A 1,042-nucleotide genomic window follows, 5' to 3' on the forward strand; every position below is an offset into this window, starting at 1 on the left:
TCGTCCAGACGAAGCATTTGCCGAGGTCAGAGCCACTCGTTGATGACTGCGACGAGTACGGTCGCTTCGTAGCGCACCGCGAGCTTGTCGTATCGCGTCGACACGGCGCGATGCCTCTTGAGGCGATTGATCCCACACTCGACCGCGTGCCTCGCCTTGTAGTCCCTCTGCGTCGAACTTGGGCGGCCGGCCGCCGCGAGAGCCGCGCTTTGTACGGTGGGCCGCCTGGTCTGCCTTGTCCGGGATGGTGCACTGAATTCCGCGTCGTCGCAGGTAGGCGCGGTTCTTGCGGGAGGCGTAAGCCTTGTCAGCACGGACTCGGCTGGGCCGGGTCCGTGGCCGTCCGGCGCCTGGGCGGGCGACGCGGACCTTCTTCAGGACGGGTTCGAACTGCGGGGAGTCACCGCGCTGTCCGGCCGTGATCACGATGGACATCGGCTTCTGGCCCTGCTCGACGGCCAGGTGCAACTTGGTGGTCAGGCCGCCGCGCGAGCGGCCGAGGCCGTGGTCGTCCGGTTCGACGGTGATCCCGCCGGGCGGCTCGACCTGAAGGTCCCCCTTTTCCGCGCTCCGGCGGCGTGCTGACGGGCCCGGCACACGGTGGAGTCGATGTTGAGGTCCCAGGTGATGAGGCCCTTGGCGTCGGCCTGGACCTGCAGCTCGCTGAAGATCCGCTGCCAGGTGCCGTCCCGCTGCCAACGCCGGAACAGGTCATACGACCTGGCCCAGGGCCCGTATCGCTCCGGCACGTCCCGCCACGGAACACCGGTGCGGGTACGGAACCGTATGCCGTCGATCAGCTGCCGCCTGGTCCAAATCGGCGGGCGCCCCGACTTCGCGCCCTGGGGCAACAGCGGCTCCAGGCAAGCCCACTGGGCATCTGTCAGATCTCCACGTGCCACAAAGCAAGATCATGTCACCTCAAGATCCACTTTCGATACACGCCCTAAAGGTTGTTGCAGAAGGCTGGGTGTGGGCAGGCCGGGATGGTGTTTGACCTGCTGGTTCAGCCGGTCATGGCGAGGTTGTGCATGGTGGCGAC

1 pseudogene is annotated in these 1,042 nt (G+C 66.7%); it reads right to left on the bottom strand.

The window, feature by feature from the left end:
• Positions 1-26 precede the first annotated feature (26 nt).
• Positions 27-902, bottom strand: a pseudogene (locus ACFVS9_RS34165) (IS5 family transposase).
• Positions 903-1,042: the final 140 nt, after the last annotated feature.

It is taken from the genome of Streptomyces sp. NPDC058008, from assembly GCF_042886395.1.
Lineage (GTDB): Bacteria > Actinomycetota > Actinomycetes > Streptomycetales > Streptomycetaceae > Streptomyces.